Origin of the sequence: Stutzerimonas kunmingensis (genome assembly GCF_032106285.1) — a bacterium.
Lineage (GTDB): Bacteria > Pseudomonadota > Gammaproteobacteria > Pseudomonadales > Pseudomonadaceae > Stutzerimonas > Stutzerimonas kunmingensis_B.
Map to the genome: position 1 here is coordinate 1 of NZ_DAMCPO010000057.1, position 8,404 is coordinate 8,404.

Here is an 8,404-nt window from a genome sequence, read left to right on the forward strand (position 1 = left end):
CGCCTGCCTCGAAGACATCGACTACCGCAGCCCGCGCGGACTCGACAAGGCGCTGATCCTCCAGCTGAGCAGCGGCCAGTGGCTGCGCGACGGACTCAACCTGATTATCAACGGCCCGACTGGCGTCGGTAAGACCTGGCTGGCCTGCGCCCTGGCACACCAGGCCTGCCGGGACGGCTACAGCGTGCGCTACCTGCGTCTGCCGCGCCTGCTGGAAGAGCTGGGCTTGGCCCACGGCGACGGGCGCTTCGCCAAGCTGATGAACGGCTATGCCAAGACCGACCTGCTGATCCTCGACGACTGGGGCCTGGCGCCGTTCACCGCCGAACAGCGCCGCGACATGCTGGAGCTACTGGACGACCGCTACGGCCAGCGCTCGACCCTCGTGACCAGCCAAATGCCCGTGGACAACTGGCACGAACTGATCGGCGATCCAACCCTGGCCGACGCCATCCTCGACCGCCTGGTGCACAACGCCTACCGGATCAATCTCAAGGGCGAGTCGATGAGAAAGCGGGTGAAGAAATTGACGGCGCCGGGCGCCTCAGACTAACAATGCAACCCCTGCGTCGCTGCGCTCCGACTGCCTGTCCGAATGATCGTGGAACAGGTGTCCGGATCAGCGTGGGCTGAGTGTCCGAAGCGTGGAATCCGCAGGCATCCGGGCTGGTCAGCGACGCTTCATTGCAGTTTCAGCTAAAGCACGTCGCCAGAGCGATGAGTCTCTACTACGGGCAAAACCATTCCAGGGTACGGCTGGAAGAGAAGGCCCACACCTACTACGTCCGCACCATGTACGAAACTTTGGGTAGGCAGCTGCAACAGCTGACGAGCAACCGATTCGTCAGCCCCCACGGCGAGAAGCGAAAATCTGAGATTGTCCACCTGATCTCAGCCTCTGATGCTAAGAAAGCGATCAATCTGGCTAAGAAGGGGACGGTCACTCATCGACCGATTTTGCTGGGCATCTGCACGAGCCGTACCCCCTGTCCCTATGGGGGCATCGACAATATCGCTCGCTGCGGAGGGGGCGATTCCCCCGGAGAAACCAAACCATGTGCGGACGTTCTCTATGACCCCGAGCAACTCGACGAAGTCGAAGTGTTGGAGGCAGTATTGGATGAGCGCCTGGCCGCTGCCGAGGTAGATAGTCCGCTAAGGACTTCGTTGGAAGCCCAGAAACGTAGTGTGGAGAATTATCGCCATGTCATCCGGCAAACCTGAATCCGCTGACCCGGCTAAGCGAATGGGTGCCGGCGAGCAGTATCGCGCAGCGTTCGAGCGGCTGAAGAGCAACAAGCCCGAACGACTGCCGAAGGGGACGCCCGTAAGTCAGAACAACGTTGCCAAGGAAGCCGGCAGCGACCCCTCTGCACTGAAAAAAGCTCGTTTCCCCCTACTGATCGCTGAGATCCAAAAGTACGTGGAAGGACACGCTGAGCAACGTCCGCCATCAGTGCGCCAAGTCAGCTTATTAGCCCGCAGAAAAAATCGTGGACTTCGAGAACGGATTGAGGAAATCACGCAGCAGCGTGACCACCTAGCCAGCCTACTCGGTGAGGCCGACGCCACCATTCTTGAACTGTACGACCGTATTGCGGACTTGGAGCGCCAACTGCCGGCCTCCAATGTGCTTCCTCTTAATCCGCGAGGCCACAAAAAACTTTGAAACGGAGAGCTCGCAATATTCGAAAGAAACACAGCCATGCCCGACCAGCCCGGCATGAAACGTCGGGCTAGCCGCCGAAGAGCTTCTTGCGTTGCGCGGTTCGCTCCCGGCGTAGATTCTCGTAGGCAGTTCGGCGTTTAGTCGCGTTTTTGATTAATTCCAGGACCTGGGCGATATCGCCGAGCAACTCCTCGCGCGCGGGAAGCGGTAGTTGGCGCTCGCCTGGGGTGTCGTGGGCCTCGGTAGCTTCGCAGGCCCGCGCATACACTGCCAGCAACTGCTCCCACTCCTCTGCGGGGTGGCCAATGACAGCACCAAATGCTTCTACGCTCACCACATCACTGAACGGCTGGACGGTATTGTTCAAAAAAACCTCGCGGATGGCGCGCTCGACAGTGCCTCGGAGGCTTGAGTATCCCGATGCAATTTGCCGCTCAAGCTCATCATCCGGGTCGCTGCCGACCGGAACGTTCAGCGCTTTCGCACGACTTTCGAGATCGGCCAGGCGGGCCTTGGTGTCCATCGTCGCCCACGTCAGCCCCTCGCTCACTAGTCCCGGCGACTCGTCCCAACCGATGGTCTTGTAGCTGGCCGAGCGATCAGCACGCTGAAGCGCCATCGCGAGCTCGGTCAGGAACACCGCATCATGGGTGAACACCAGCACTTGGCGGGTCTCAGCCAGCGCTACCAAACGCCGAGCTATGGCCCGACGATATACGTGATCCAGCGACGTAGACGGATCGTCGAAAATAACGGTCGAAGTATGTGGCAGGGATTCGAGCTCGGCGAGGAACATAGCCATCCCCAACGCGCGCTGCTCGCCCTCTGACAGCACCTTGGAGGCTTTCGCCGTGATTTCCTGCAGGCGCAGCGTGACCTTGGTCACCCCCAGCTCTGTGCGCCCGCTCAGGTCGGGTTGCACCCGTCGCTTATAGCCCAGGGCTTTCAACTCAGCATTCATGGAAGCGGCCAGAGCCTCGGTCACATGCGTCGCCGCCAGGGACGTCAGTTTGCGTGACACGGCCGCTGGGTTGAGGGCGGCATGGCAGCGGCTCAATGTGGCATGGGCCTGACTGTCCTGAACAAAGCGCTCCACCGCGCCAAGCTGGTTGGCGAGGCGTTGTCGGGCTTCTAGCTCTGCCAGTTCTTGGGTCAGCGCCAAGCGTACAGCGGGATCGGCAGAGGTCCGCAGGGTATTGGCGTCGACTCGGAGCGAAGCAGCTTTGGCGGCGAAGAGACTATCGAGATTTGCTTCGATAGGAAGCGGTTCTGACTCGGGGGACCAGTTTCCAGTTTGCAGGGCTTGGCTAACCCAAGTATGCCGGGCGGTCCAGACTGATGCCGCTGCGGTGATGGCAGCGTGTAGGTCGGGCAGTCGCTCCTCCACGTCAGCCCGTGTTGGCACATCCAGAACGTTTAGATCGACAGCCTGCACCTTCCCTAGAGCGTTCATGCGCGCAAGCGTGGCGGCTTGCGCATCCGCCGTGGCGCTGTCGGCGACAAATGCCGCGAAACGCCGCATGCGCTCCGAGGCATCCGTTGAATAAGGTTGCTGGCAGAGTACGCAGTAAGCGTCCGGTTCCAGGTGCGGGAAGGGATGTTCAGGGTATGCCGTCTGCTGAGAGAAAGCCTCAGCGGCTCGGTACATCGTTTGCCAGAGTTCAGCTCCTGTGCCTTCCAGCAGCGTGGCGGTGGGTGAGGACGTTACCGGCAACTCCATGGCGTTCAGTGTGTCTCGATCCTGAAGACGCGCTTGCGCCAGTTGCATGGCGAGATGCGCGGTTTTTTCCGTTGTAATCAGTTCCTTTGCCCGTGCTATGGCACGATCATTCACCCAGCGCTGGACTTCCTCGGCTCGACGCTGCGCCTGGTCCAAGCGTGTCGCCAAACGTTCCAAGGCCAGCGCCTGCGGCACAGGATCGCTTTCCAGTAATGTCCGCTTCAGAAACTCCAGTCGCCGGAGTTCATCGTCACCGACCGTCCCTAATCGAGCAAGCACGGCGCGGTCCGAGTCCCCACCTAATTTTGCGATGTAGCGGCCGACTTCGGTGTCACCCTTCAGCGGTTCGAATTGCCGGGTATCCAGAGCCAAGGCATTGCGTTCGGTCCCAATCCGTGCCTGTAAATCACGCTGAAGTAGGACCAGGCGCGTCAGATGAGTGAGTCCGTAGGGCTGAAATGCAGGGGTCCCTTCCGCGTCGATGTAGTCATTGGCACAGGCCGCGTCGTAGACCGAGACCGAACTCAAATGCAAATGGGCCGGCCCATTCTGGGCCCAACGTGCGGTTTCCGGAGTGCCATCCACCAAAATGGCGAAATCTGCTGATGGCGGTCTAGCTGGGGTTGCCGCCCCAAAAGCGTCGGGCAGGACCTCCACCCGATGCCGAGCGTTGCAGGCATTCTTGAAGACGCGGGCGTAGCCGGATTTGCCGGCGCCGTTATGACCAAAGAAAATGCTCATGCCCTCCGGTGCGAGGTCAAAGGCACGACCGGACGGGAATCCGTTTACCTGGTCTAGCCCCGAGACACCCACCAACCGCACGGTTGCGCCACTTCCGGCGCCTGGTACGTCGTCCAATGTGAATGGCCGTGCTCCCTCCGTGGTTGCGTCTTCCCGTTCTTGCTCGCGAACCATTCGCAGAATGGTCTCGATGTCATCCTGGGTTAGTTCGGCCCGGGCAAATATCCGGCGCAGTGCTTCCTGCTGCCAGGGTCTGAGTCCGCCGGCCCACCCAATAATCTCGTCCAACAATGGCATATCCGTCTCCTTTCCAGATCCGCCGATTAAAGGCCGCGCCCAGTTGGATGGCAAGTGGCCGGCGCCTTCGAGGTGCTTCGCCGTGTTCCGTTTGCCTGCCTTCCTGACCGCCACCCTAGTGGCTTGTCCGGTCGTGACGCTACATGGGCAGAATTTCTGCATGCTGACCAGTATCAAGCCGCTCTAAAGTCCGCTACCGGAAAGCGCTGTTTAGCGGTGAGAGACGGGGAAAGTGCGGAAGCTACTACCGACGCAAGCGATGTGGTGAGCAGTCCTCAGGTATGTGCGAAATTGCACTCCTCTTGACCACCAATTTGGGTTGGCGTTGACCACGGATTGCGTTCAACTTGACCAGGGCGTGTCACTGTCACGACCGTCAGAGAACAGCCACAAGCGGGCCAAGGAGCTGCTGGGTGCTGGCCTGGGCATCCGGGCCACGGCTAGGCACGCTGGGTGCTCCACAACTACAGTATTACGCATTCGAGACCACCTGCTTGCTCCAAGCACTAACTAAACAGGGACGGGCATGAAAGAGTATGAAGCGCTTTTGAACAAAGGCAGCCAAATAGCAGGCGCTGCGGTAGGTGGGGCAGTGGGCTCACTGGCTGGCCCTGGTGGGACCCTAGCGGGGGCCGCAATTGGGGCTGCAGCTGGAGAGGCCTGCGTTGTCGTCCTGGACGACCTCGCTCAACGCTTCCTGTCGCCGCGAGAGGAGCAGCGGGTGGGAGGTGTGGCGGCCCTGGCCATTGAGGGCATCAAAGAAAGACGCCTTTGGGAAGAAGTGAGGGATGATGACTTCTTCGTTCGCAACGGCGGCGCGTCGTCACCTGCGGAGGAGATTTTTGAGGGCGTTTTACTCAACGCAAAGCAAGAGCACGAAGAGCTCAAGCTTCCATATCTCGCGAATTTTTACACGAACCTGGTGTTCAGCCCCTACATACAGCGCGCTGAGGCGAATTATCTACTCACTATGGCTGAAGCCCTGACCTATCAACAATTCTGTCTGATGAGTCTGGTGAGCCAGAGAGCGGAATTCAATCTTAGAAGTGCGCTGTGGCCAATGGCGGGCACTATAAGTGCTGACTCACTCGATGCTGCTCAGCAAGCCCTGTATCTGTATCAGCGTCAGTTGCTTATCAGCTACAGCGAGGAGCACGGTCGCGGTGGGTTCGTGTATGAAGTTAATCTGGTGCTTCCTTGCGAAGCAATCCTGTCATCTACAGGCAAGCGACTCGTTGACCTGCTGGGCCTCAATGGGATTCCCAAGGAAGAACTTAGGAAGCTGGCGGCAGTGTTGTGAAGAGACTTCGAGAGGGAGGAGCACGGCCTGAACAGGTTACCTTTGCTATCAGGCTGCGGTCACGGCTTGGAAACGGATGTAAGAAAACTCTGAAAGCCTGGACCTGAACTCTCCATATCTGAGGAGGTTCCAGGCCCCCTCTGGGGTATGAGACCCCAGTGGGCTGAATTGATTGCTGCAGAGCAGCTGGTGACGCCAATTCGACAGCACCGTACTGGACAGCCGGACGCATTTGCAATGCCCTCCCACTCGCCGTGCAGCGTTACTCGCGCAGGGAAATCTCGATGCTGCCCTGCTTGCGCGGCTCGAAGATGCACCTGGACGTGTAGCCGATCTCCGCGCCAAAAACGTTCTTGGCATCGAAGTTCAAGAGCACCTGGACGTTCCCGGAGGTCTTGGCGGTCGTTGCACTGGTACCGGTGAAGCTATGGAAGTCGACCGAGCTCGGGATGGTCGCGTTCCGCTTCGTCATGGTCTGACATGCAACAATGGCCTCGCCTTCGTCCCAAGCGTTTTCGGTCTGCGTGTGCACCTCGGCGCCGCTCTTGAGTTCGACCTCGGTCAGATAGATCCGGTTTTCGTTGGCGCAGTCAATGAAGAACTTGAGCGATCGCAGCGAGCTTTCATCGCTGAGCTGGACATTCTCGACGTAGTCGCACTTGCCACTATCAATCACGCGCTCAGCCGCTGTACGGCGGAACTTCTCTATCTCCGTTAGCCGGCTGCGATATTTGGTCGTGAGCTTCGGATACTGCGCCGGCGTGTACTCGTCGATCGCGTAATCTCGGATGCGGGTGGTGTAGTTCTCCTGGCGATCCCGCTCGGCCTTGGCTGCGGCCTCCTTGGCTTCGAAGGCTTCCTTCTTCAGTCCGTACTCTCCCTTGAGCGCGACCAGATCAGAATCAGAAACCGCGCTGTACTTGTCCATGATCGCTTTCGCGTCTGTGAATCGCTCTTCCTGGATGGCCCGACTTAAGCTATCGAGGACCTCTAAGCGCTTCGCCGCGAACTCATTGGCAGCTTGAGCCTCTGCCGCCAGTCTTTTCTGTTCAGCATTCACGCGACGCTGCTCGGCAATTCTCTGCTGCTCAATCGTCCGCTGCTTTTGCTGTTCGGCAAGGAGGGCCTGGCTCTCGTTGTAGACCGCTTGGGCATGCTGAAAGTAGGAGATGTTGGCCAGTAACACGGTGCCCAGAATCGCCCAAAGTCCGAGGTTGTACCGGTCGTACCACGGTGCTTTCTGCACCGCCTTCTGGTGTGTTAGCGGGTTGATCACCAAGCCGGCAACTAGCATTAGCAAGGCTGCCAGCCAGCCTTGGTGGATGGCGGTGTAGACCGCGACGGCGACGAACACCATAGAGAAGAGCCAGCGGGCAGGGAGCAGCAACTTTTCAGCCTCGCCGGCCGGCGGGATCGCGCTGGCTGCGTACTCTTCGACAGGGAATTGACGGGGAAACACATCGCCCTCCAACAGCTGGAGAAGCATGGTCGTGGCGAATTTGTGGAAGGCAGCCTCATCGGCCGGGGTCTTGATAAAACCCTCGACCTTCGGGCGTACGATCATAGTGATGAACTTGTCGAGCTCAGCTTTCCACTTCGAGTCGTCGACGACCTGATAACCCTTGTCCTCGACCAGCAAAACCGATTTGTCTTTCAGCTCAACGAAATGCTTTTCAACGGCGGCCATCACCGCCTTGCCGTAAGCGAACCCCTTTTTCCTGGTCTGCATCGCAGCCAGCTGTTCACGGGTCAGCCAGAAAAGGTAAGCACCCAGCGCCAGCAGCACCAGAACGAGATAGAGCGTGGGACTCATTCAGAACTCCTTTTCAGAGCAATCCGTTTGTGGTTTTTTTACACGCACACCATACCATTCCGCCAGCAGCGGGTGTTCGCCTGCAGGAGTAGTTGTCGTTGCATATCCGAGGAAGCGTGGGACCGTGGGCAAAGGGCAAAGGGCAAAGGGCAAAGGGCAAAAGGGCAAAAGGGCAAAAGGGCAAAAGGGCAAAAGGGGACAGATATATTTTCCCTAACCTAAACGCCCGCTCTTGGCCGGTTTCTGTCTGTTGCGTCTCTGCTGTCCACTGGCCAAGTCGGATGCACGCGGTGGTCAGTACCAATGCAATTGACTGGTCAAATGGGTGCAATTGCGCAGGTATGGACTTCAAGCCCCAATTTCCTGGAAAAGAGGTTCTTTCTATGGACATCCGACATCAGAGATTGAGTAGCGGAATGTCTGAGCTGAAGTCATGTCCATGGCTGTTCTTCTTTCCTTTAGATCGATGAGGCTTGGGGCGACATGACCGGAGTTGCCGATCCAGCTGAGCTAGGCCGAAGCATTCGCAACCGTCTAGCCCATGAAATTGGGATGCCGGTCGGAGTAGGCATCAGCACCACCAAGACCTTGGCCAAGCTCGCGAATTGGGCAGCGAAAAAATGGAAGGCCACTGGTGGCGTGCTTGATCTGACCGACCCTGTCCGTCAAGAGAAATTGCTCCGGTTGGCGCCGGTTTCCGAGGTGTGGGGCGTGGGACACCGCTCGGCTGCCAAGCTAGCAGCTCTGAACATTTCTACTGCTTGGGAACTGGCTCAGTTCGACATTGGCACATTGCGAAAGACGTTCGGCTGTTGCCGCTGACCGAAAACTGACCCAGTAGAGGCTGTTCTGCCGACTGAAAAC

General features: G+C 58.6%; 7 protein-coding genes and 1 pseudogene. 6 read left to right on the forward strand and 2 right to left on the reverse strand.

What is annotated here, in order from left to right; all coding sequences use genetic code 11:
* The 3 genes from istB to RT582_RS22160 form a co-directional block, all read left to right on the forward strand.
* Positions 1–553 (forward strand): IS21-like element helper ATPase IstB (istB, locus tag RT582_RS22150; protein ID WP_313480045.1); only part of this gene is annotated, 553 nt, incomplete at its 5' end.
* Positions 554–633: 80 nt separating this feature from the next.
* Complete coding sequence (locus RT582_RS22155; protein WP_313480047.1) at positions 634–1,224, forward strand: hypothetical protein; 591 nt, start codon at positions 634–636, stop codon at positions 1,222–1,224.
* Positions 1,205–1,669 carry a hypothetical protein gene (locus RT582_RS22160; protein ID WP_075116600.1) on the forward strand — a complete coding sequence of 155 codons (465 nt, stop codon included), beginning with the start codon at positions 1,205–1,207 and terminating at the stop codon, positions 1,667–1,669. Before RT582_RS22155 ends, RT582_RS22160 begins: the two co-directional genes overlap by 20 nt.
* Positions 1,670–1,736: 67 nt before the next feature.
* Here RT582_RS22160 and RT582_RS22165 read toward each other — a convergent pair whose 3' ends face one another.
* On the reverse strand, positions 1,737–4,427 hold the full coding sequence (locus tag RT582_RS22165) for an AAA family ATPase (protein ID WP_313480049.1): 2,691 nt from the start codon (positions 4,425–4,427) through the stop codon (positions 1,737–1,739).
* 388 nt (positions 4,428–4,815) lie between these two features.
* Between RT582_RS22165 and RT582_RS22170 the strand changes: the two are divergent.
* Both RT582_RS22170 and RT582_RS22175 read left to right on the forward strand, forming a co-directional pair.
* Positions 4,816–4,941 (forward strand): annotated as a pseudogene (locus RT582_RS22170) (recombinase family protein); the annotation flags it as partial.
* Positions 4,942–4,953: 12 nt separating this feature from the next.
* Positions 4,954–5,727 carry a hypothetical protein gene (locus RT582_RS22175; protein ID WP_313480051.1) on the forward strand — a complete coding sequence of 258 codons (774 nt, stop codon included), beginning with the start codon at positions 4,954–4,956 and terminating at the stop codon, positions 5,725–5,727.
* A gap of 262 nt (positions 5,728–5,989) precedes the next feature.
* On the opposite strand, the gene RT582_RS22180 is transcribed toward RT582_RS22175, so the two are convergent.
* Positions 5,990–7,540 carry a hypothetical protein gene (locus RT582_RS22180; RefSeq protein ID WP_313480053.1) on the reverse strand — a complete coding sequence of 517 codons (1,551 nt, stop codon included), beginning with the start codon at positions 7,538–7,540 and terminating at the stop codon, positions 5,990–5,992.
* Between the two features lie 462 nt (positions 7,541–8,002).
* Here RT582_RS22180 and RT582_RS22185 point away from each other — a divergent pair, with 462 nt between their 5' ends.
* Complete coding sequence (locus RT582_RS22185; RefSeq protein WP_313480055.1) at positions 8,003–8,362, forward strand: Y-family DNA polymerase; 360 nt, start codon at positions 8,003–8,005, stop codon at positions 8,360–8,362.
* The last annotated feature ends 42 nt before the right edge of the window (positions 8,363–8,404 follow it).

Coding starts and splice junctions, on each gene's coding strand:
- RT582_RS22180 (WP_313480053.1), bottom strand. CDS start 7,540: ATGAGTCCCACGCTCTATCTCGTTCTGGTGCTGCTGGCGCTGGGTGCT.
- RT582_RS22175 (WP_313480051.1), top strand. CDS start 4,954: ATGAAAGAGTATGAAGCGCTTTTGAACAAAGGCAGCCAAATAGCAGGC.
- RT582_RS22160 (WP_075116600.1), top strand. CDS start 1,205: ATGTCATCCGGCAAACCTGAATCCGCTGACCCGGCTAAGCGAATGGGT.
- RT582_RS22165 (WP_313480049.1), bottom strand. CDS start 4,427: ATGCCATTGTTGGACGAGATTATTGGGTGGGCCGGCGGACTCAGACCC.